At 59.7% G+C, this 22,415-nt stretch carries 19 protein-coding genes; 10 read left to right on the top strand and 9 right to left on the bottom strand.

Features of this window, described 5'->3' with window-relative positions:
- Positions 1-21 precede the first annotated feature (21 nt).
- The 3 genes from sufD to NX84_RS07040 are packed head-to-tail and all read right to left on the bottom strand — an operon-like array spanning position 22 to position 3,387.
- Positions 22-1,212, bottom strand: coding sequence for a Fe-S cluster assembly protein SufD (gene sufD / locus NX84_RS07050; RefSeq protein WP_039675275.1), 1,191 nt, complete (start codon positions 1,210-1,212; stop codon positions 22-24).
- On the bottom strand, positions 1,213-2,619 hold the full coding sequence (sufB, locus tag NX84_RS07045) for a Fe-S cluster assembly protein SufB (protein WP_169744709.1): 1,407 nt from the start codon (positions 2,617-2,619) through the stop codon (positions 1,213-1,215). It abuts the gene before it with no gap.
- A 60-nt stretch (positions 2,620-2,679) separates the two neighbouring features.
- Complete coding sequence (locus tag NX84_RS07040; protein WP_039675271.1) at positions 2,680-3,387, bottom strand: helix-turn-helix transcriptional regulator; 708 nt, start codon at positions 3,385-3,387, stop codon at positions 2,680-2,682.
- A gap of 137 nt (positions 3,388-3,524) precedes the next feature.
- On the opposite strand from NX84_RS07040, the gene mptB reads away from it, so the two are divergent.
- The 5 genes from mptB to NX84_RS07015 all read left to right on the top strand — a co-directional run bounded on the left by mptB (position 3,525) and on the right by NX84_RS07015 (position 9,163).
- Complete coding sequence (gene mptB / locus NX84_RS07035; RefSeq protein WP_039675269.1) at positions 3,525-5,288, top strand: polyprenol phosphomannose-dependent alpha 1,6 mannosyltransferase MptB; 1,764 nt, start codon at positions 3,525-3,527, stop codon at positions 5,286-5,288.
- A gap of 6 nt (positions 5,289-5,294) precedes the next feature.
- Positions 5,295-6,209: an ABC transporter ATP-binding protein gene (locus NX84_RS07030; RefSeq protein ID WP_039675266.1), complete on the top strand. Its 915-nt coding sequence runs from the start codon at positions 5,295-5,297 to the stop codon at positions 6,207-6,209.
- A 55-nt stretch (positions 6,210-6,264) separates the two neighbouring features.
- A complete protein-coding gene (locus tag NX84_RS07025; protein ID WP_039675264.1) occupies positions 6,265-7,026 on the top strand; it encodes an ABC transporter permease in 762 nt (253 codons plus the stop codon).
- 80 nt (positions 7,027-7,106) lie between these two features.
- On the top strand, positions 7,107-8,081 hold the full coding sequence (locus tag NX84_RS07020; protein ID WP_052319699.1) for a COX15/CtaA family protein: 975 nt from the start codon (positions 7,107-7,109) through the stop codon (positions 8,079-8,081).
- Between the two features lie 113 nt (positions 8,082-8,194).
- Complete coding sequence (locus NX84_RS07015; RefSeq protein WP_039675262.1) at positions 8,195-9,163, top strand: quinone oxidoreductase family protein; 969 nt, start codon at positions 8,195-8,197, stop codon at positions 9,161-9,163.
- 28 nt (positions 9,164-9,191) lie between these two features.
- Here NX84_RS07015 and NX84_RS07010 read toward each other — a convergent pair whose 3' ends face one another.
- The gene (locus NX84_RS07010; protein WP_039675260.1) at positions 9,192-10,136 is read right to left on the bottom strand and encodes a heme o synthase; all 945 of its coding nucleotides are present in this window, start codon (positions 10,134-10,136) and stop codon (positions 9,192-9,194) included.
- A gap of 276 nt (positions 10,137-10,412) precedes the next feature.
- Here NX84_RS07010 and tkt point away from each other — a divergent pair, with 276 nt between their 5' ends.
- The 5 genes from tkt (at position 10,413) to pgl (ending at position 17,133) form a co-directional block, all read left to right on the top strand.
- Positions 10,413-12,488 carry a transketolase gene (tkt, locus tag NX84_RS07005; protein WP_174519853.1) on the top strand — a complete coding sequence of 692 codons (2,076 nt, stop codon included), beginning with the start codon at positions 10,413-10,415 and terminating at the stop codon, positions 12,486-12,488.
- 89 nt (positions 12,489-12,577) lie between these two features.
- Entirely contained in the window at positions 12,578-13,663 is a 1,086-nt protein-coding gene (gene tal, locus NX84_RS07000) for a transaldolase (protein ID WP_039675256.1), read from the top strand.
- A gap of 253 nt (positions 13,664-13,916) precedes the next feature.
- Positions 13,917-15,368 (top strand): glucose-6-phosphate dehydrogenase, encoded by a 1,452-nt coding sequence (gene zwf, locus NX84_RS06995; RefSeq protein ID WP_370664343.1) that lies wholly within the window; start codon positions 13,917-13,919, stop codon positions 15,366-15,368.
- 20 nt (positions 15,369-15,388) lie between these two features.
- Positions 15,389-16,327: a glucose-6-phosphate dehydrogenase assembly protein OpcA gene (locus NX84_RS06990; protein WP_039675253.1), complete on the top strand. Its 939-nt coding sequence runs from the start codon at positions 15,389-15,391 to the stop codon at positions 16,325-16,327.
- 44 nt (positions 16,328-16,371) lie between these two features.
- Positions 16,372-17,133, top strand: a complete 762-nt coding sequence (gene pgl / locus NX84_RS06985; protein ID WP_039675252.1) for a 6-phosphogluconolactonase — start codon at positions 16,372-16,374, stop codon at positions 17,131-17,133.
- Between the two features lie 152 nt (positions 17,134-17,285).
- On the opposite strand, the gene secG is transcribed toward pgl, so the two are convergent.
- The 5 genes from secG to whiA all read right to left on the bottom strand — a co-directional run bounded on the left by secG (position 17,286) and on the right by whiA (position 22,330).
- Positions 17,286-17,519 (bottom strand): preprotein translocase subunit SecG, encoded by a 234-nt coding sequence (secG, locus tag NX84_RS06980; protein ID WP_039675251.1) that lies wholly within the window; start codon positions 17,517-17,519, stop codon positions 17,286-17,288.
- A 197-nt stretch (positions 17,520-17,716) separates the two neighbouring features.
- On the bottom strand, positions 17,717-18,496 hold the full coding sequence (tpiA, locus tag NX84_RS06975) for a triose-phosphate isomerase (protein ID WP_039675250.1): 780 nt from the start codon (positions 18,494-18,496) through the stop codon (positions 17,717-17,719).
- 38 nt (positions 18,497-18,534) lie between these two features.
- Entirely contained in the window at positions 18,535-19,752 is a 1,218-nt protein-coding gene (locus tag NX84_RS06970) for a phosphoglycerate kinase (protein ID WP_039675249.1), read from the bottom strand.
- 191 nt (positions 19,753-19,943) lie between these two features.
- Positions 19,944-20,951, bottom strand: coding sequence for a type I glyceraldehyde-3-phosphate dehydrogenase (gene gap, locus NX84_RS06965; RefSeq protein WP_039675247.1), 1,008 nt, complete (start codon positions 20,949-20,951; stop codon positions 19,944-19,946).
- 389 nt (positions 20,952-21,340) lie between these two features.
- On the bottom strand, positions 21,341-22,330 hold the full coding sequence (gene whiA, locus NX84_RS06960) for a DNA-binding protein WhiA (protein WP_039675245.1): 990 nt from the start codon (positions 22,328-22,330) through the stop codon (positions 21,341-21,343).
- Positions 22,331-22,415 lie beyond the last annotated feature (85 nt).

The following is a 22,415-nucleotide window of genomic DNA, read 5'->3' as shown; positions in this document are numbered from 1 at the left end:
GGTACCTGCTTTCGGGGAGTTTTAAGCGTTGATCTTGGCGAGCTCGTCGACGACGCGGGATTCCAGATCCTCGCGCAGGGACTCGACTGGGATGCGGGAAATGACTTCAGAAAAGAAGCCGCGGATGATGAGGCGACGAGCCTCGGCGGCCGGGATGCCGCGGGACATGAGGTAGAACAGCTCGAGGTCGTCGAAGCGACCCACGGTGGCGGCGTGGCCGGCACCAACGATCTCACCGGTCTGGATCTCCAGGTTCGGGATGGCGTCAGCACGCGCACCTTCGGTGAGGATCAGGTTGTTGTTCGTCTCATAGGTATCGGTGTTGTTGGCGTCCTTGCGGATGAGTACGTCACCGACCCAACAGGTACGTGCCTCTGGGGTTCGCGAAGCAGAGCCCGCCTCTTCCTTCTCCGCAGCGGTCGCGCCCTGCAGAGCGCCCTTATAGAACACGCGGGAGCGGCAGTTCGGGACGTCGTGGTCGACGAGCAGGCGGTTCTCAAAGTACTGGCCGGCATCGGCGAAGTAGACGCCCAGCAGCTCGGCATCGCCACCGGGTCCATCAAAGACCACGCGTGGGACGAGGCGCACAATCTCACCGCCGAAGATGGCGGTGTTGTGGCGCAGGACGGCATCGCGACCTACCTTCGCAACCTGGTGCGACAGGTGGACTGCGTCATCCTCCCAGTCGGCGTCCACAACGACGGTGACCTGGGCGCCATCCTCCAGCACGAACTCCACATTGTCAGCATGAGTGCCAGAGCCGACGTACTTAAGCACGATGGTGGCCTCAGCGTGGTGTCCCACGTGAATGGAGGTTGCGCCGAAGGAGGTCACGCCGTCACCGGCACCGGTGATAGTGATCTCCACAGGCTTGTCCAGCTGTGCCTCGGCAGCGACGGTGACAACCTGTGCCTCCGGCATGGATGTCCACGCCTGTGCAGCAACGCGGTCAGCTGGTGCACCAGCCGTGCCCAGACGGGAGTCATCAGCAGCCACAGTCTCGGTGGTCACTCCTTCTGGAGTGACGACGTCGATCTTCTGTGCGGTGGCCGGTGCGAACTCGCCGTTGTGCAATCCACGCAGGTTGCGCAGGGCAATGAAGCGCCAAACCTCATCGCGGCCGTGCGGAACCGGGAAATCCTCGACGTTAAACGAGGTGAACTGGTCACCCTTGGTGACGTCAGCGGGGTTAAATTCGTTGGAAGCTACCACTTAGCCCACCGATCCTTCCATCTGCAGCTCGATAAGACGGTTGAGCTCCAAGGCGTATTCCATAGGGAGCTCCTTGGCAATCGGCTCGACGAAGCCGCGCACGATCATGGCCATTGCCTCTTCCTCGGCGATACCGCGGGACATGAGGTAGAACAGCTGCTCCTCAGACACCTGAGACACGGTTGCCTCATGGCCCAGGGTGACATGATCGTTGCGGATGTCGTTGTACGGGTAGGTATCCGAACGCGAATCGTTGTCCACGAGCAGTGCATCGCACTCGACGTTCGCGGTGGAGTTGGAGGCGTTGTTGTTGACCTGCACGAGTCCGCGGTAGGCGGCGCGGCCGCCGTTGCGGGCCACGGACTTCGACACGATGTTGGAGGAGGTGTTCGGCGCCATGTGGATCATCTTGGAGCCGGTGTCTTGAACTTGGTTTTCGCCTGCAAAGGCCAAGGAAAGAACCTCACCCTTGGCGTGCTCGCCGGTGAGCCAGCAGGACGGGTACTTCATGGTGACCTTGGAGCCGATGTTGCCATCGACCCACTCCATGGTGCCGCCCTCTTCCACCTTGGCGCGCTGGGTCACCAGGTTGTAGACGTTGGTGGACCAGTTCTGGATCGTGGTGTAACGGCAGCGGCCGCCCTTCTTCACGACGATCTCAATAACACCGGTGTGCAGGGAATCCGAGTTATAGATCGGAGCCGTGCAGCCCTCGATGTAGTGAACGTAGGCACCCTCTTCAACGACGATCAGGGTTCGCTCGAACTGACCCATGTTCTCGGTATTAATACGGAAGTAGGCCTGCAACGGGATGTCTACGTGCACGCCTTTCGGGACGTACACGAAAGAGCCACCGGACCAGCAGGCATTGTTCAGCGCAGAGAACTTGTTATCGCCAGCTGGAATCACGGTGCCGAAGTACTCTTGGAGAATCTCCGGGTACTCCTGCACGGCCGTGTCGGTATCGACGAAGATGACGCCCTGCTCCTCAAGATCCTCACGGATCTTGTGGTAGACAACCTCTGACTCGTACTGAGCCGCAACGCCGGAGACCAGCCGCTTCTTCTCAGCGTCCGGGATACCCAGCTTGTCGTAGGTTTCCTTAATATCCTCCGGAAGGTCATCCCAGGTCTGGGCCTGCTTCTCGGTAGAACGAACAAAGTACTTAATGTTGTCGAAGTCGATCGCAGACAGATCCGGGCCCCACGTCGGAACCGGCTTCTTATTGAACACACGCAGTGCCTTGAGGCGCGACTCGAGCATCCATTCGGGCTCGTTCTTCTTCTTCGAAATGTCGCGAACGACGTCCTCGCTCAATCCGCGGTGTGCTGCCTGGCCGGCTTCGTCGGAATCGTGCCAGCCATACTCGTAGCCGCCGATGGAGGAGATGATCTCGTCATCGCTCATCTTGGTTTCAAGCCCTGGTGCTGGTTGTGCCTGTGTCAAAGCCCGCTCCTTTCTCGTCGATTAGCGTTCCTGCCGCCCCGCCGTGGACGGCGGTACGGGCGTTAAAGGGATGTTTGTGGTGCAGATTCCATGACCATCCGCAATGGAGGCCAAGGGCTGCACATGTTTTCCTAAAAGGGCAGAGAAGACTTCCTGTTCAGCCTCACACAGCTCCGGATGCTCAGCGGCCACGTGGGCTACTGGGCAATGGTGCTGGCAAATCTGCACGCCGTTGCCGACGGACGTCACCGTGGCTGCGTAGCCGTGCGCATCGAGAGCCGCAGCGAGCTGGCGTGCCACCTCTGGTACCGATTCATCTTCGTTGACCAGGGGTTTGACGTCCTCCACAAGGCGCTCAAAACGAGCCTTGGCGAAGCGGCGCACGGCCTCTGGGCCACCTGCTTCACGTAGTGCGGTGAGGGCTTCGGCAGCCAGTTCGTCATAGGCGTGGCCGAATTGCGCGCGGCCTTGATCTGTGAGGCGAAAGTGTTTGGCTGGGCGGCCACGGCCAGCCGTATGCCCGGGGCGGGCTGGCGGGCGGCGGTGCACGACCTCAGTAAGTCCTTCTTCCACCAGAATGTCTAAGTGCCGGCGGATGCCAGCGGCCGAGAGACCTAGGCGTTCACCCAGGTACGACGCCGTCACGGGGCCGTCCTTGAGAAGCAGCAACATGACATGGCGGCGGGTATCGCCCTCGGTGGAGCGAGTCTCCTTCGTCACGGTGTGCACCTCCTTGAGTGTGTCCTAGGGAACGTGTCTCAGATTAGACAACACTAGTGTTCCTTAATTGATTCCCGATTTCCACCTTTTAGCCCTTATCGGGAGGTGCGTGTCGCCTGCGGAGCGAGCGACTAAGGTAGACACTCATGAATGAGGAGCGTCACTACACCCGATCGGGGCGGTTCAGGCGCGCCGTGTGGGGCGTGCGCCATGAACTGCCGCGCATGGGCCTCGCCGGTTCCCGCTCTGCCCTCCTCCACGAGGACGCTCCGGATACAGCGCACGTAGGTTACGAGCCAGGGCTTGGCGACGTCCACCGGCGCACCATCGCCCACCTCCGGACTCTGTTCACCTTGCGATGGCTGGGCACTATCGGTGCTCTGCTCATCGGACTTGGGGGTCTTGGCGCCGGCGCACTGCCGGTAGTTGGTAACCCATACGAGTCCTTACCCTTTGGTTCGCTCATGTCCCGCATGTTGCAATCGGCCTCAGCCCTCGTCTTTATTGGTGTAGCCTTCATGGTTCTCGCGTGGGTCTGCATGGCTCCCTTCGTGGGCGCTCCCTTGCGCCTTCCGCTCCCGCGGCAGCTATCCTCTTCTGAAAAGTATGGACAAGAGAAGCGTTTTAGCCACTCCCCGCGTGTGGTGACTCAAAGCCAAATGTGGCGCACGTGGTTGGGCTGGGTGCTGCCACTTATCGTCACCGCTCCCCTTTTTACCCAGGACATTTACTCCTACCTGGCCAACGGCTCGATTGTGATGCAGGGCCTCGACCCCTATTCTGCTGGCCCTGTTGAATTGCTCGGCGCCGATAACGACCTTGCCCGCTCGGTGCCTTTCATTTGGGCCAACTCCCCGTCGCCTTATGGACCCGTCGCTTTAGGTTTGGCCGCCGTGGTGAGCTGGTTGACCAGCGATTCCATTATTTGGGGTGTCATCCTCCACCGCGTCTTCTCCTTGCTGGGCATCATTGCCGCCGGGTGGGCCATTGCGCGCTTGGCGGTGCGCTGCCGAGTTTCTCCCGAAGCCGCGTTGTGGCTGGGCATCCTAAATCCACTGACCATCCTTCACCTCGTTGGTGGAATCCACAATGAGGCTTTCATGTTGGGGCTCGCGCTTGTCGGCCTCGAGCTGGGATTGCGAGCGGTCAATGACGAACACTCCGAACGCTGGCACGAATGGCTTTTGTTCTTCGCCTCCGGTGTGCTTATTTCCTGCGCCGGGATGGTCAAGGTCACTGGCTTTATCGGTTTGGGTTTTGTCGGTATGGCGTGGGCCAAGAGGCTCGTCGACAAGCACGGCACCTCTCCCCTTCGCGCTGTGCTCACCGCCGGCCTCGTGCAGCTCGTGGTACTGGCCTTCTCGATTGCGTTCATCACCTTAATAACCGGTATCGACATCGGCTGGGTCCTCGGCCAGGGTGGTGCGGCAACGATTCGTTCTTGGCTGTCCACGACGACGTCGGTAGGCGTCGGCGCTGGCTTCCTCGGCATGCTGTTGGGGCTAGGTGATCACACCGAGGCCATTCTCACCGTCACCCGCACCGTCGGCGTGATTATCGCTACTGGTTTTATGATCCGCATGCTCTTCGCTGTCTATCGTGGCGCTATCCACCCGGTGGGAGGGCTGGGCGTATCCACGTTCGTCCTTGTCGTCTTTTTCCCTGTCGTCCAGCCGTGGTACATCCTGTGGGCAATTCTGCCGCTAGCGGCATGGGCAAACCGGCGCTTTTTTAGGATGGCGGTCATTCTCTATTCCGGCGTGATGAGTTTCATCGTGCTGCCCCGCGGGTTGGGTCTTCCTCCCGGGACTGTCTTCGTTATCTATCTCGCCGCACTTCTTACCTTCGTGGCTCTCGCTGCAGTGGGGTGGGTTGGGTTACGCAGGGCTGGTGTCCGTGTCCTACACTAGGCCTTCGTGAATACAACAGCGCTGGCCCTGGATAACGTCGTCAAGACCTATGGTGACGTGAATGCGGTGGACGGGTTGAGCTTCCGCGCCAATCGCGGCGAAATTCTCTGCTTGCTAGGCCCCAATGGCGCTGGTAAAACCACCACCATCGACATGTGTGAGGGGTTTACCACGCCCACATCTGGCAGAATCGAGGTCCTCGGAATCGACCCGTCCCGGCAACCAGATGCCGTGCGCTCCCGCATCGGCATCATGCTGCAAGGCGGCGGTTCTTATTCCGGAATCAAGGTGCGCGAAATGCTCAAACTCAGCGCTTCCTATAACAAGAATCCCTTGGACCCAGACTGGCTGCTCGATGTTCTCGGATTGGGTGGTGTCGCGAACAATACCTACCGGCGTCTTTCCGGCGGCCAACAACAGCGGCTGTCCTTGGCCCTCGCCATCATTGGGCGCCCAGAGCTGGTGTTCCTCGACGAGCCCACCGCCGGCATGGATGCTCAATCGCGGCTTGCCGTGTGGGACCTCATCCGCGCCTTGCGCGCCGATGGCGTGACAGTCGTGTTGACCACACACCTCATGGATGAAGCCGAGTCCTTATCCGACCATGTGGTCATCATTGACCACGGCAAGCTCGTGGCCAGCGGAACCACCACGGACCTCATGGCCTCAACAGAGACCTCCCAGGTGAGCTTTGAAACCGCTCGCCCGATAGACGTCGAAAAGCTCCGCTCCGCAGGTATGAGCGCCGAAACAGTCCGCCCACTGCACTACCGGCTGAGCGCGCCTGCTCAACCTGAGACTATTGCTGCTCTCACCGCGGAGCTGGCCCGGCAAGATGTTCTCGTGCGCAGCCTCGAAACATCACATCGCAACTTGGAAGACGTCTTCCTTGACCTTACTGGTCGGGAGATGCGCAGCTAGCCACTTACTCTCTTCCGCGCATTACCTTCGCGGAACGCTTTATGGAGACGACACAATGAGCACTTTCGCACCCGGTACTTTCAGTCCTCAGCCACAGCGCGTCGGCGTGGCGTCGATGGCTCGCGCCCAAGGCGCCATCGAGTCAAAGCTCATGCTGCGACATGGTGAGCAACAACTCCTCAGCATCATCATTCCGCTCGCCATTCTCATCGGCGCCCACCAGCTGGAGGGAACTACCGGTCACGGTATCGCTGAGATTTTTCCCATGGTGCTCGCTGTTGCCGCAACCTCGTCCGGGTTTACCGGTCAGGCAATCTCCCTAGCCTTTGATCGCCGCTACGGGGCCCTCAAACGAACGGGTGCCTCTGGCGTTCCCGCCTGGGCCATCGTCGCGGGCAAGATTATCGCCGTGCTGTCCATGGTCGTCCTGCAAGTTCTCGTCCTCGGCACAACAGCAGCGATTCTGGGCCTGCGCGTAGGTGTGGAGGGGATCGCCGTAGGCCTTATCGCTCTCGTACTGGGTGTCGCGGCTTTTACGGCACTGGGCCTTCTCCTCGGCGGTACCTTAAGCTCTGAGGTAGTTCTGGCCGTGTCCAACCTCATCTGGTTTATTCTCCTCGGCACCGTGGGATGGGTCATGTTCTCCCAGGGCTTAGGCGATAACGGCCTTCTTACCCTCGTGCCCACCGTTGCAATGGCAGCTGGCCTCGATACCGCGTTGAACGGGTCTTTCCCCGGATTCGAGCTCTTGGTCCTCGCGGGCTGGGCCGCGGTGGCGTCGGTTGCCGCGGTGCGATGGTTCTGCTTCGATGGCTAAATGTGACTTTTCTCCCCAGGTGGCGTGGCCGGGCTCATGGTATTAGTTCCGGGCACGCCCGAGCGGTAGGGTTATAAGCTGTGAGTACCGCCAATACATTGTCGCCCCCGTCATCAGCTCAGGTATCCGATGGCCAGATTGGCCCATCGGTCAAGATGCAGCGCATCCTCGCGCTGATCCTCCTGTTGTGCCAAGGTGGCATCACTGTCACCGGCTCCATCGTTCGCGTCACCGGCTCCGGCCTGGGTTGTGTGACGTGGCCCAACTGCCATCCCGGCTCGTTGGTTCCGATTAAAGGTGCGGCCCCGCTGGTCCACCAGGTCATCGAGTTTGGCAACCGCCTCCTCACCTTTGTCGTGGCGGCCGCTGCTGTGGCCACCATCGTGGCGATGCACAAGGCCAAGCGGCGGAAAGAGCTCAAGGTCTATGCCTGGTTAGGGCTCTTCGGCATCGTGGTGCAGGCGCTCATCGGTGCGCTCTCGGTCATTCTCAAACTGTCGTGGTGGTCAGTAGCAATTCACTTCCTTCCCTCCATGGTTTTGGTGTGGATTGCCGCCCTGTTGTACTCGCGCATCGCCGAACCTGACGAAGGGACCCCTACCCGACTCTTCCCTGCTGCTATTCGTACACTCGCGGTCGTTGCCGCAGTAGCGCTGTCCCTTGTCCTGCTCACCGGCACCTTTGTGACAGGGTCTGGTACCCACTCAGGTGATGCTGGCGTCGGCATGGAGGGCCGCCTCGGCGTTGATACCTACGGCATGGCCGTCATCCACGCCATCTGCATGTACGTGTACTTGGCCCTGACCTTGGTCGTCGTCTTCCTCTTGCACCGTTCCGATGCGCCGAAGGCCGCTAAGAAAGCCGGCTGGGTGCTCATCGTTTGCATCATTGTGCAGTGGGCCATCGGCGTTATCCAGTTCTACCTCCACATCCCACGCTGGACTGTGCCCTTCCACGTCGGAATGTCCTCTGTCGTGACCGCATGCACAGCGTTGCTGTGGGCCCATGGCCAACGCCGAATTCTCGGAAAAGAGCAGGCTCCGACCGTGCAGTAGTCACTCCCCGCAGAGTGCGCTAAGCCGCTCGACAAACAGGCGCTGTCTCCCCTTATGGCGGAGGCGGCGCCCTTTTGCTGCGCTCTCACCGTGATGTCGTTTAGCCTAGGTATATGCATGCAATTCAGGTAACCACGACCGGAGGACCTGAGGTCCTCACCTATACCGAGGTGGATAATCCCGCGCCGTCGGAGGAGCAGTTGCTTGTCGATGTCTCCGTGGCCGGCGTCAACTACATCGATACGTACTATCGCGAGGGCATTTACAACGCCTCTACCCCGTTCATCCTGGGTCTTGAAGGCACGGGACGAGTCGTCCACGATCCTAAGGGCGAGATTGCTGAGGGCACCATGGTGGCCTGGGATCATGCCTTTGGCTCCTATGCGGAGCAAGTGTGTGTGCCTCGTGATCGTGTCGTCGCCGTACCGGACGAGATTCCCTCAGCCGTTGCCGGATCTATGCTGCTTCAGGGAATGACTGCCCACTACCTCAGCCATGGCGTCTACCAGCTCGGTGAAGGCGCTTCCTGCCTCATCACGGCCGGTGCCGGCGGCGTGGGTCTCATCCTCACCCAGATGGCCAAGTCGCTTGGTGCGACCGTGTACTCCGTGGTCTCCACTGAGGAAAAGAAGAAACTCGCCTACTCCGCCGGCGCTGACGAGGTCTTTCTCTACAGCGAGGGACTAGCTGAGCAGGTGCGCCGCTTTAATGGTGGCCGGGGCGTCGACGTGGTCTACGACGGCGTGGGCAAAGATACCTTTAACGAGTCCCTTGAGGTTGTCCGTCCCCGCGGTACTGTGGCGCTTTTTGGAGCTGCCAGCGGTCCGGTTCCCCCGATGGACCCCCAATTGCTCAACAAACACGGCTCCATCTTCCTCACCCGTCCTTCCCTTGGTGCGTGGACGGCACAGGAGGGCGAGTTCCAGATGCGCGCGCAGGCGGTCGTCCAGGCAGTCATTGACGGTGACCTCAACTTCCGTATCTCCGCCGAGTACCCCCTCGCTGAGGCAGAGCAGGCGCACCGTGACTTGCAGGAACGCAAAACAACTGGCTCGATTGTCCTGCGCGTACGCGAGGACTAGCCGTTAACGCCGTTCGGCTCGACCGCGGCTAAAAGAGTGCCGCGGACCAGCCGAGCATTCGGCCAATGGGCTCCCAGCCCACCACGGCGTCGACAGACAAGCCGATAAACAGTACCGAGAGGTAGTTGTTGGAGTAGATGAACAGGCGCATGGGCTTAACCTTGGCGCCCTGTTTGACTCCTTGGTGAAGGCGGATGGCCATCCACAAGAAAACCGCTCCCGAGGCCACCGCGGCAATGAGGTAAATCCACGACGCCGCCGGAATGATGAGCAGGGTGACAATGACCGTGCCTACCGTGTACCAGACGATCTGACGGGTGACCTCGGATTCTGGGGCTACGACCGGCAGCATTGGTACGCCTGCCTTGCGGTAATCCTCCTTGTACTTCATGGCGAGCGCCCACGTGTGCGGCGGCGTCCAGAAGAAGATGATGAGGAAAAGCACAATTGCCTGCCACCAGCGGTCCGGCTCTCCTGCCGGCGCATTGTCACGGATAACGGCCCAGCCCACCATGGCGGGCATACAGCCGGCAAGGCCACCCCAGACAATGTTTTGCGAGTTCCTCATCTTGAGGAATTTGGTGTAGACGAAAACGTAGAAGAAATTGGTGAGCAGCACGAAGAAGGCTGCGAGCCAGGAATGAGCCAGTACGCCCAGCCAGAAGACAGACAGCGCCAACATAATCCACGCGAAAATCGCGGCATTACGACGCGAAATGGTGGCGCGCACGAGTGGGCGTGCACGGGTGCGTTGCATCTTCTGATCGATTTCATAGTCCACAACATTGTTGAATGTGTGGGCTGCGGCCGCGCCCATCCAACCACCGAAGATGGTGGAGATGATGAGCCAGAAGTTCGAGGACACCGCCTCAAATCCGCGCTGTGCCTGGAGCATCGCCGGGATTGCTGCAACGAGGAGGAGCTCAATGATCCTCGGCTTCGTTAGCGCAAAATAGGCCTTGATGGTCTCCAAGGAACAGTCCTCCGTAAATCCGGCTATACCAGCGTCTGAGTTAAGGGTCTTTGTAGTGGTCGGCTACGCGCACTGAAAAGTTCCCACGCATCCCACTGAGCTTGAGCACACAGGCGCTAGCCTCAACCATGCCAGCCTACCGCTCGGAACCCGGTTTCTATAATTCGGCGGAGCGTGGCCAAAAGCGCCTAGACTGTTGAACGGTATATCTGTTTCCAGAAGCGAAGTGAGGTTTTCGCCGTGTCGCACGAGAAGTTGTCACCAGAACTGCAGGCTATGGTCCAGCGCCGCTACCCCTCAGACTGGACCGACCTTGATACCCGCGCTGTGGACACCGTGCGTGTACTGGCTGCAGACGCTGTACAAAATTGCGGTTCGGGCCACCCGGGTACTGCGATGTCGCTGGCTCCGCTGGCCTACACGTTGTACCAGCGCGTCCTCAACCACGACCCCGCAGACGTGCACTGGGCAGGCCGCGACCGCTTCGTGCTGTCTGTGGGCCACTCTTCCCTGACGCAGTACATTCAGCTCTTCCTCGGCGGCTTCGGCCTCGAGATGGAGGATCTCAAGACGCTGCGCACTTGGGGCTCCAAGACTCCGGGCCACCCGGAAGTCCACCACACCGACGGTGTGGAGATCACCACTGGCCCGTTGGGGCAGGGTCTCGCTTCCTCGGTAGGTATGGCCATGGCGGCGCGTAAGGAGCGCGGGCTTTTCGACGCTTCCGCTCCCGCCGGCGAGTCTCCCTTCGATCACTTCATCTACGTCATTGCTTCCGACGGTGACCTTCAGGAAGGCGTGACCGCTGAAGCATCGTCCCTCGCTGGCACACAGCAGTTAGGCAACCTCATCGTCTTTTGGGATGACAACCGCATCTCCATTGAGGACGATACGAATATTGCCTTTAACGAGGACGTGGTTAAGCGCTACGAGGCTTATGGCTGGCACGTGCAGACCGTGGAATCCGGCGAAGACGTAGAAGCCCTCGAAGCTGCCGCTGCAGCTGCCCGCGCCGAAACTACCCGCCCGTCCTTCATTCGCGTCAAGACAGTCATTGGCTACCCAGCGCCCAACAAGATGAACACCGGTGGCGTCCACGGCGCTGCCTTGGGTGAGGATGAGGTTGCCGCCACCAAGGAAGTCCTCGGCTTCAACCCTGAGCAACATTTCCACATCGACGAGGATGTTCTGGCCCATACCCGCAAGCTCACGGAGCGCGGCGCTAAGAAGCACGCCGAGTGGCAGAAGAAGTTCGATGAGTGGGCAGCGGCCAACCCTGAGGAGAAGAAGCTCTTCGACCGCCTCCAGGCCCGGGAACTTCCGGAGGACTTCGCTGCGGATCTCCCTTCCTGGGAGGCCGGTGAATCGCTGGCAACCCGTAAGGCGTCTGAGGCCGCTATCCAAGCGCTGGCAGCATCCTTGCCGGAAATGTGGGGTGGCTCCGCCGACCTTGCGGGCTCCAATAACACGGTGATCAAGGGCGCTGAATCCTTCGGTCCGGAATCCATCACCACCAACGCGTGGTCTGCGCAGCCATACGGCCGCAACCTGCACTTCGGTATCCGTGAGCACGCCATGTCCGCGATCATGAACGGCATCGCGCTGCACGGTAACACCCGCGTATACGGCGGTACCTTCCTCATCTTCTCCGAATACCAGTACCCGGCTGTGCGCCTTGGTGCGCTCATGGCTACTGATACCTACTACGTGTGGACCCACGACTCGATTGGTCTGGGTGAGGACGGCCCGACCCACCAGCCGGTTGAAACCCTCGCTGCACTGCGCGCCATCCCGAACCTCTCCGTCATCCGTCCGGCAGATGCAAACGAAACTGCCCAGGCGTGGGCCGCGGCGATGGAATATAAGGCTGCACCGAAGGGCCTAGCCCTCTCTCGTCAGAATCTCCCGGTTCTCGAGGGCACCAAGGAGAAGGCCGCCGATGGTGTTCGCCGCGGCGCCTACATTCTTGTCGAGTCTTCGAAGGAGACCCCGGATGTCATCCTGCTGGCCACTGGCTCCGAGGTGCAGCTGGCCGTTGAAGCCGCCAAACAGCTCGAGTCTGAGGGCACGGCTACACGCGTTGTCTCTGCTCCGTGCCTGGAGTGGTTTGACGAGCAGGACACCGAGTACCGCGAATCGGTCCTTCCTTCCTCCGTCCTTGCTCGCGTGTCCGTCGAGGCGGGTGTGTCGATGCCCTGGCACAAGTACACCGGTTCCTTCGGCCGCACGGTTTCACTGGAGCACTTCGGTGCATCTGCCCCAGCCGGTGAGCTTTTCGAAAAGTTTGGTTTCACCGCCGAGGCTGTTGTCGACGCCGCCCGTGACGCCCTCGGCGCCGCCCAAGCCAACTAGCCCATAGCCCCCAGCCAACTAGCCCACGCTTATTTAAGCCCTCCACCACGGCATTTCACCGCCGGCTACGAAAGGATTCTGCACTCACCATGACATATATCGATGATCTCGCTGAACTCGGCACTTCAACATGGCTCGATGATTTGTCGCGCGAGCGCCTCGACTCGGGTAATCTCCGCGAGCTTCTCACCTCCAAGTCCATCGTGGGTGTCACCACGAATCCGGCTATCTTCGCATCAGCGATGTCCTCTGGAACCTCCTACGACGCTGATATCGCTGCGCTGAAGGAAAAAGGCACTGCTGCTGATGAGGCTGTCTACTCCCTCGCCATAGACGATGTCCGCAATGCCTGCGATGTATTTTCGGACATCTTCGACAAGACCGAAGGCCGCGACGGCCGGGTTTCCATCGAGGTGGATCCGCGCATCTCTGCGGATGCTGAGGCCACGTTGGCTCAGGCCCGTGAACTGTGGACACAGGTGGATCGCCCCAACCTCATGATCAAGATTCCTGCCACGGAAGGTTCCCTTCCGGCCATCGTTGATGCCCTCGCTGAAGGTATCTCCGTCAACGTCACTCTGATTTTCTCGGTGGAGCGCTACGCCGAGGTCATTGCCGCCTACAAGGAGGGCATTGCACGTGCGGCGAAGGCCGGTAAGGACGTCTCCGCTATCCATTCCGTAGCATCCTTCTTCGTGTCTCGCCTTGACACTGAGGTGGACAAGCGCCTCGAATTGCTGGGTAGTGATGAGGCACTGGCGCTTCGCGGTAAGGCTGGTGTGGCCAACGCTCAGCGTGCCTACGCACTGTACTCCAAGGAGTTTGGCGCCGATTCTGGCCTTCCGGAAGGCGCACAGGTACAGCGTCCCCTATGGGCGTCGACTGGTGTGAAGAACCCCGAGTACCCCGCCACCCTGTATGTCTCCGAACTGGCAGGCCCGAACACGGTGAACACCATGCCGGAGAAGACTATCGACGCTGTCCTTGAACAGGGCAACCTGCACGGCGATACCCTCAGTGGCGCTGGCGCACAGGCAGAAGAGGTCTTCGCACAACTTGAAGCAGTCGGCATTGACTTCGCCGATGTTTTCACAGTGCTAGAGCAAGAAGGCGTGGACAAGTTCGTCACTGCCTGGGAAGAGCTTCTCGCCTCGATGACTGATCGTTTGGCTTAACCCTCGCCTTCACCGAGTCCATCCGCAGCCGCTAAGGCCGCGCTGCGGAGCATCTCTTTAGGGTTCAGCCGCACCACTCGCCCCACCAACGCACAGGCAACTATCGTTGGTGGGGCACGTATCGCTATGCTGGGCTGTTGGACTTACCTCACACAGACCGAAAGGACACTTAGTGAGCACTACCAGCGCGTGGGTCAACCCGTTGCGCAACGCGAAAGACAAGCGTCTTCCGCGCATTGCTGGACCCTCTGGCATGGTGATTTTCGGCGTGACCGGTGACTTGGCACGTAAAAAGCTCCTGCCGGCCATTTACGATTTGGCCAACCGCGGTCTGTTGCCGGCCGGCTTTACCCTTGTGGGCTACGGGCGCCGTGACTGGGACAAGGACGCCTTCTGCGCCTATGTCCGCGAGGCTGCAGAAGCAGGCGCCCGCACTACCTTCAGTGAGCATGTCTGGGAGCACCTAGCCAAGGGCATCGAATTCGTCCAAGGCAATTTCGATGATGCCGGCTTCGACAAGCTCTCAGCGCGGCTGTCTGAGCTCAACACCTCCCGTGGCACGGGTGGTAACTGGGCGTATTACTTGTCCGTTCCACCAGAGTTCTTCTCCGATATTTGCCACCAACTGGAACGCGTTGGCATGGCCGATAGCACGGACAACTCATGGCGCCGCGTCATCATTGAGAAGCCCTTCGGCCACGATCAGGCTTCCGCCCGTGAGCTCAATGAAATCGTTAATGCCGTCTTCCCAGAATCGTCGGTCTTCCGTATCGACCACTACCTAGGCAAAGAAACCGTGCAGAACATCATGGCACTGCGCTTTGCCAATCAGATTTTTGAGCCAATGTGGAATGCTCACTACATCGACCACGTCCAGATCACAATGGCGGAGGACATCGGCCTTGGTGGACGTGCCGGCTACTACGACGGTATTGGCGCTGCGCGCGACGTTATTCAGAATCACCTGCTGCAGTTGCTTGCACTTGTGGCCATGGAGGAACCTTCCTCCTTTGCCCCGGCAGCCCTTCAGGCCGAAAAAATCAAGGTTCTGGAGGCCACACAAGCGGTGCATCCGCTCAACAAGACCACTGCTCGCGGTCAATACTCGGCCGGTTGGCAAGGTTCGGTGTATGTCAAGGGTTTGCGTGAAGAAGAAGGCTTCGATCCCGAATCCACTACCGAGACCTACGCCGCGTGCACCCTCAAGGTGAATTCTCGCCGTTGGGCAGGAGTCCCCTTCTACCTCCGCACGGGCAAGCGCTTGGGCCGCCGCGTAACCGAGATTGCCCTCGTGTTCAAAACTGCTCCGCACCAACCCTTTGACCAAGGTCAAGCCGAAGCGCTTGATCAGAACGCAGTCGTTATCCGTGTTCAGCCGGATGAAGGCGTGACTATGCGCTTTGGTTCAAAGGTTCCCGGTTCCACCATGGAAGTCCGTGATGTCAACATGGACTTCGCTTACGCCTCCGCCTTTACAGAGGAGTCCCCCGAGGCCTACGAGCGCCTCATCCTCGATGCTCTATTGGACGAGTCGTCGCTCTTCCCCACCAACCGTGAGGTGGAGTTATCCTGGTCCATCCTGGACCCTATCATCCAGTATTGGTCTGGCATTGGCCAGCCGGAACAGTATCGCGCGGGAACGTGGGGACCCGAGTCCGCTGATAGAATGCTGCGCCGTCAGGGTCACTCCTGGCGCCGTCCGTAGGTCCTGAGGAGTAAAGCACCATGATTATCCCTTTGCCCAATACGACGACGCGCAAGATTTCCCAGAAACTCGTCGAGATGCAAGAGCACTACACGCTCACCACGGGTCGCGTGCTCACCCTCATCGTCATGACTCAGGAGGGCGACGACCTGGACAACCTGCTGGATTCTGTCCGCGATGCCTCCCACGAGCACCCCTCCCGCGTAATCGTTATTGCGCGCGGTAACCCAGCTGACAAGACGCGCCTTGATGCCGAGCTGCGCGTTGGTGGTGAGGCCGGCGCGTCCGAGATCGTAGTCATGCATCTCCACGGCGCTTTGGCCGACCAAGCAGAGGCGGTCGTAACTCCCCTGCTGTTGCCCGATACACCTATCGTCGCGTGGTGGCCTACGGCCTGCCCACAGTCCCCAGCTTCGGTTCCGATTGGTACGCTGGCTCAGCGCCGTATTACCAACGTGGCCCATGGCGATGGCGTCGATCAATACGACCTTCACCTCTTGTCATCGGGGTATAAGCCGGGTGACTCCGATATGTCCTGGGGCGCGATTACCCTGTGGCGCGGCATTGTTGCCTCGGCTCTGGACCGGCACCCGCACGAGCCCGTGACCTCGGTAGAGATTGCTGGTGCACACAACCACGCAGCCGTGGACTTTGCCGCAGGGTGGCTTCTCGACGCCCTCTCCGTCCCCGTCCATCGCACCGTTGCTGACTGCGAGGACAACACGTTCCCGATTACTTCCCTAGTGTTCCGACGACCAACCGCAGATGTCAATATTACGGTCGTCGACGCCGAAACCGTTAAGGTCACCGTACCGGGTTCACCGGAATCACTTGTGAGTCTGGCGGTTCGCTCGGAAGCTGAGGTGCTGTCCGAGGAGCTGCGTCATTTGGACGCCGACAGGACATACGCCCATGCTCTCCGCGCTTTGGCAAACGTAGACTACAGTGAGAAGCAATAAAGAAACTAAACCTCGATAGCTTTCACGAAGGATCGCCCTGCACCATGGTTACTCTTCACCGCGTCAGCGATGTAGACGAGCTCATATCCTCCGCCGCTCTCGCGTTTATTGATGCGATTGCGGCAGTCCAGACCCCGGGCGGCGGCCTGCATAAGGACGGCGTCGCCCGCGTTGTGCTCACTGGTGGCGGTGCAGGAATTGGTCTCCTTCGCGAGCTCGCGCGTTTGGACCACGCAGCCAAGGAACAGGGGCCCGATTTCCCTGCTCTCACGGTCGATTGGACTCGCGTTCACGTCTTCTTTGGTGATGAGCGTAATGTTCCGGTCACGGACCCCGATTCGAACGAAGGCCAAGCCCGCCAAGCACTCCTTAGCCACGTGGATATTCCTGAGCAGCACATCCACGGCTACGATCTCGGTGCCATCTCGATGGAGCACGCAGCTCAAGCCTATGAGGGCGAGATTCGAGAATTTGCCCCAGAAGGTTTTGACCTCCACCTGCTGGGCATGGGCGGAGAAGGCCACATTAATTCCATTTTCCCGCACGCAGAGGCCGTATACGAAGACAAAGACTTTGCCTTTGCAGTCCATGATTCCCCCAAGCCCCCAGCAGAACGTGTCACTCTGACCTATCCCGCGATTAACCGTTCGCAGCGCGTCTGGTTCCTCGTCGCGGGTGAGGAAAAGGCCGAGGCCGCAGCGCATCTAGTCGCCGGTGCCGCTGCTGAGGACTGGCCCGCTGCCGGTGCTCACGGTACCGAGGAAACCGTTCTCTTCCTCGCTGACAGCGCTGCCACTGAGCTCTAGTGCATAGAGCCCCTAGGGCTTGCGAAAGCCGATCCCTCTAGGCTCTTCTCACAATAAAGACAAAGGCCGCGGTCCCCCTCCATCGTTGTGAAGGGTGCCGCGGCTTTTTGGTTCTTCGCCCCACACGCCCTTGGCGTGCAGGGGTTAACGCTCTAGCTGTATGCCTGAAGCAGGTTCAGCGCCACGATGCAGGCGAGCCAAATAATGACCATGACCACGGTGTAGCGATCAAGGTTCTTCTCCACCACGGTGGAACCAGAAAGGTTGGACTGCACGCCGCCGCCGAACAGGCTCGACAGGCCGCCGCCCTTGCCCTTGTGCAACAGCACGAAGATGGACATAAGGATTGCGGCAATCACCAGGATGATTTCCAGGGCCAAGATCATGAAATAGTTCCTTGTTTACACGGTTGAAGCGTTTGTAATGGTTGCGCGGCATCAAGACGGCACTGCTCAGCGCGCCTGAAGCATCCAGCCAGCGCAGGACATTCCTTGATGCTACACCATAAAGCGGGCCGGAAACCATTCCGACCCGCCTAGCGGTAGCGCAGCTGTGTGGTGCCTCGGCGTGAGTGCGTCAGAGCTTAAGCATCCAAAGCAGCGTTGGCTGCCAGCTTGGCAAACTCCTCACCCTTGAGCGAAGCGCCGCCAACCAGACCGCCATCAACGTCCGGCTTGCCTACGATTTCAGCAACGGAGTCAACCTTGACGGAGCCTCCGTAGAGAATGCGGATGCTCTCAGCAACCTCCTCGCCACCAAGCTCGCGGACGAGGTCACGGATGGCCGCGCACACTTCCTGGGCGTCATCCGCAGATGCCACCTTGCCGGTGCCGATGGCCCACACTGGCTCATAAGCGATAACAGTCTTGGCCAAGTCTTCGGCGGACAGGCCGTCCAGAGAGTTACGAGTCTGGGTTACCACGTAGTCAACGTGCGTGCCCTTTTCGCGAACGTCAAGCGGCTCGCCTACACAGACGATAGGGCTGATGCCATTGGCCAGAGCCGCAGCGGCCTTCTCGGCTACGAGCTTGTCGGTCTCGCCGTGGTACTGGCGGCGCTCAGAGTGACCAACGACTGCCCACGAGCAGCCCAGGGCGGAGAGCATCTTGCCAGAGACCTCACCGGTGTAGGCGCCGGACTCGTGCTTAGAAATGTCCTGAGAACCATAGGTGAACTTGAGATCGTCGCCATCGACAAGCGTCTGCACCGTGCGGATATCGGTGAACGGAACCATAAAGGCTACGTCGACCTTCTCGTAGTAGTCCTTCGGCAATGCAAAGGAAAACTTCTGCAGGGAGCCGATGGCTTCCTTGTGGTCGAGGTTCATCTTCCAGTTGCCGGCGATAAGTGGGGTACGTGCCATGATGTGCCTTTCTACAGGTTGAGCTTGAACGTAGTGGATTAGGACTCGAGGACCTTGACGCCCGGCAGCTCCTTGCCTTCAAGGAACTCAAGGGATGCGCCACCACCGGTGGAAATGTGGGAGAAGCCATCTTCGTCCAGGCCCAGCAGGCGGACGGAGGCAGCGGAATCGCCGCCACCCACGACAGTGAAGGAGCCATTCTTAGCGGTGGCATCGATAATGGACTGCGCGACGCCAGCAGTGCCCTTGGAGAAAGCCTCCATCTCGAAGACACCCATGGGGCCATTCCAGAAGACAGTCTTGGAGGTGGCGATAACCTCATCGAACTTCTTTACCGACTCCGGTCCGATATCGAGGGACATCCAGCCTTCCGGAATTCCGTCGAGCGCGACGACCTTGTTCTCTGCGTTGGCGTCGAACTCGGTGGCCGCAACGAGGTCTACTGGGAGAACGATCTTGTCGCCGAAGCGCTCGAGCAGGTCCTTGCAGTTGTCAATCTGATCTTCCTGCAGCAGGGAGTTCTGGACGTTGTAGCCCTGAGCTGCCAGAAGGGTGTAGCACATGCCGCCGCCGATGATGACCTTGTCGGCTTTGCCTGCAAGTGCCTCAATGACGCCGAGCTTATCGGAGACTTTGGCGCCACCAAGAACGACAACGTAGGGGTGCTCCGGCTCCTTGGCTACGGCAGCAAGGGTCTCTACTTCCTTCTGAACGAGCTTGCCGGCGTAGGCAGGAAGGCGCTTAGCCACGTCGTACACGGAAGCCTGAGCGCGGTGAACAACGCCGAAACCGTCGGAAACGAAAGCACCATTGTCAGCGGCTAGAGCGACAAGTTCATCGGCAAAAGCGCCACGTTCTGCTTCATCCTTGGAGGTCTCACGCGGGTCGAAACGGACGTTTTCCAGCAGGAGTACATCGCCATCATTGAGGCCGTTGGCGCGTTCGTGAGCGTCTTCACCGCTGACATCGCCAGCAAGCGCCACGTACTGGTCGAGGGCTTCAGACAGAGCCTCAGCAACCGGCTCCAGGGAGTACTTCGGGTTGGCCTCACCCTTCGGGCGACCAAGGTGAGCGGACAGGATTACCTTGGCGCCGCCCTCCACGAGGGCCTTGATGGTGGGAAGGGACGCGGTGATGCGGCCGGAGTCGGTGATGTTTCCTTCGTCATCCAAGGGGACGTTGAAGTCCGAGCGGACGAGGACGTGGCGGCCCTCGACGCCTTCTTTGAGCAGGTCATCCAAAGTCTTGAAAGCCATGGTGTTCTCCTTTAATGGTCAGTGTTCAAGCTAAAGGTTAGAGGTATTCAGTTAAGAAGTGTGGAAATGCGCATCTTCGTCACCCCCACAGACGACAACCGGCCCAGCGCACGCCACGATAGCGAGGGCGTGGTGCATGGGCCGGAGTAGTCACAGCGTTGTCACTGTGGTCGTCTAAAGGCGCCGAAGCCTTAGAGCTTGGAAGCAACCAGGTTGGTTACGCGAACCAGCTGGGAGGTGTAGCCCCACTCGTTGTCGTACCAGCCAAGGACCTTGACGAAGTTGCCGTTGGACACCTTGGTCATGCCAGCATCGAAGATGCAGCCGTGCGGGTCAGTGATGATGTCGGTGGAGACAATCGGGTCCTCGGTGTAGCCCAGGGTCTCACCAAACTCGCCGGTAGCGGCTTCCTTGATAGCGGCGTTGATTTCCTCGACAGTAACGTCGCGCGAAGCCTGGAAAGTCAGGTCGGTAGCGGAACCGGTGATGGTCGGCACACGCATTGCGTAGCCGTCGAGCTTGCCTTCCAGCTCTGGGAGAACGAGGGAGACAGCCTTGGCTGCACCGGTGGAGGTCGGAACCATGTTCACGGCTGCGGCGCGGGCACGGCGCAGGTCACGGTGCGGGGCATCCTGGATGCGCTGGTCGCCGGTGTAAGCGTGAATGGTGGTCATCAGGCCCTTTTCGATGCCGAACTTCTCGTGCAGGACCTTAGCCATCGGAGCAAGGCAGTTGGTGGTGCAGGAAGCTGCGGAGATGACGTTGTGGTTGGCAGCGTCATACTCATCGGAGTTGACACCGTAGACGAAGGTGGCGTCAACGTTCTTGCCCGGAGCAGAGATGATGACCTTCTTGGCGCCAGACTCGAGGTGAGCCTTTGCTGCTTCACCATCGGTGAAGAAACCGGTGGACTCGATGACGATGTCGACGTTGTGCTCGCCCCAGTTCAGGTTCTTCGGGTCGCGCTCAGCGGACACTGCGACGCGGTGACCGTTAACGGTGATGGACTCATCATCGTGCTCAATCTCGCCATCGAAGCGGCCGAGAACGGAATCGTACTTGAGCAGGTTTGCCAGAGTAGCGTTATCGGTCAGGTCGTTGACGGCGACAACCTCAAGGTCGTTGTTGCCCTGTGCAACTGCACGGAAGAAGTTACGGCCAATGCGGCCAAAGCCGTTGATGCCTACGCGAATGGTCACTGTATTGTCTCCTCAAATAATCGAGTGAAGTTCTGCGTGGGGACTTCCGATAGGCGGCCACTCTCTTGTGACGTCGTCGTCGGTTTTCCCAACACGGCCGATACTACCCACGGTTTTTGACCTTCGCACAGGTCCTTTGCCCCCTCAGCCACCACGCTAGCAGCTCGTTTCAAAGAGGCGTACACTGGTAAAGCGCCTTTTTGGGCTCGGGGGCCATTTACACCATTACACCTGCAGATATGTCCGTTCGTGTGGGTTTATGTTGCATGCCGTTGGTTCAACGTGGGATATGTCACCCAATCAAAAATTAGTGAAGCCACCCAGACATATATTCAGGGTGGCGTCGCGGAAATCCGCCGGATTAATGTCCGAACGGGCGTTAACTTTCCTTAGGCATCGTTAAAAAGGTCCTCCGTTACGGACTTCGTGGTATCGGGGACTCCGAGTTCTTTCGCTCGTTTATCTGCCATGGACAGCAATCGTCGGATGCGGCCCGCAACCGCATCCTTGGTCATCGGCGGGTCCGCCAGGCGGCCTAGCTCTTCCAAGGACGCTTCGCGGTGCTGTACGCGCAAACGGCCTGCATCGGCTAGGTGCTCAGGTACGTCATCGCCCAAAATCACCATTGCGCGCTCTACACGGGCAGCCGCAGTAACAGCCGCACGCGCTGAGCGCCGCAGGTTGGCATCGTCAAAGTTGTCGAGACGACGGGACGTGTCATGAGCTTCGCGTTGAATGCGCTTCTTCTCCCATGTCAAGCGCGTTTCTTGCGCGCCCATACGGGTCAACAGCGCACCGATTGCGTCGCCGTCACGCACCACGACGCGGTCCGCACCACGGGTTTCCTTCGTCTTAGCTGGCACACCTAGGCGGCGAGCACAGCCCACAAGTGCCAGTGCTGCCTCTTGGCAAGGGCAAGTAACTTCCAGCGCTGAGGATCGTCCCGGCTCAGTGAGCGATCCCTGGGCCAAGAATGCACCACGCCATGCGGCCTCATTATCAGCGATGGAACCGGAGATAACCTGAGGCGGCAGGCCTACTACTGGGTGACCGGAACGTGTCACGAGGCCGAGACGGCGGGTAAGCTCCTTCGCCCCAGACGTAATACGAACCTGGATACGATTCTTCTTCGACGAGGACGCAGGGCCCGCCAGGTTCGTCGTGGCAGTGATGGAATAGAGCTCATCCAACGCACTGACGAGGCGGTCAGCCACCTTTTTCGACTCCAGCTCGACGTCATAGGTCACGCGCTCGCCAGTGACGTGAAGCTCACCTGCGAACCTCAAAATAGCGGCAACTTCTGCCGCGCGGGCAGACTGTCGCGGTACGGAAACCGCAGTTAGCTCCTCCTTGACCTGATCGGTCAATGACGCAGACACTTTGTGTCTCCCCTTTCGACTGTTGATACCGCCATGCGGCTGTAAGTGCCCCATAGTTTAACGTGCGGGCCGTGCGCACGCGCAC

This window comes from Corynebacterium minutissimum, from assembly GCF_000805675.1.
In the GTDB taxonomy this organism is placed as follows: Bacteria; Actinomycetota; Actinomycetes; order Mycobacteriales; family Mycobacteriaceae; genus Corynebacterium; species Corynebacterium minutissimum.
Note: the sequence above shows the minus strand (reverse complement) of the source record. Positions and strands in the feature narration are given on the sequence as shown.